Source organism: Pseudomonas sp. SIMBA_041 (assembly GCF_046535095.1).
GTDB classification, from domain to species: domain Bacteria; phylum Pseudomonadota; class Gammaproteobacteria; order Pseudomonadales; family Pseudomonadaceae; genus Aquipseudomonas; species Aquipseudomonas mucoides.
Genome location: NZ_JAWRXJ010000874.1, coordinates 1 through 240 on the forward strand (window position 1 = coordinate 1; position 240 = coordinate 240).

The 240-nt window shown below is 56.7% G+C and carries 1 protein-coding gene; it reads left to right on the forward strand.

What is annotated here, in order from left to right:
* Window positions 1-240: hypothetical protein (locus SB725_RS33640; protein ID WP_410923752.1), on the forward strand; the 240-nt coding region annotated here is incomplete at both ends.

Below are 240 nucleotides of genomic sequence, written 5' to 3' on the forward strand. Positions count from 1 at the left end.
GAGGTCGTGCTGCTGATGGCATATGGACTCATCGCGCTACACCAACCGGTGATCACACCGATGATCATGATCATCCTGCTCGTCACCAACGATTTCTTGACGATGTCGCTGACCACCGACCACGTCGAGCCGCGACGCGAGCCTCAGAACTGGAACATGAAGCAGATCGTCTTTACGGCGGCGTTCTTCGGCGGATGCAAGCTTGTGTTTTCGGCAGGGATCGTCGCAGTCGGTGCATTC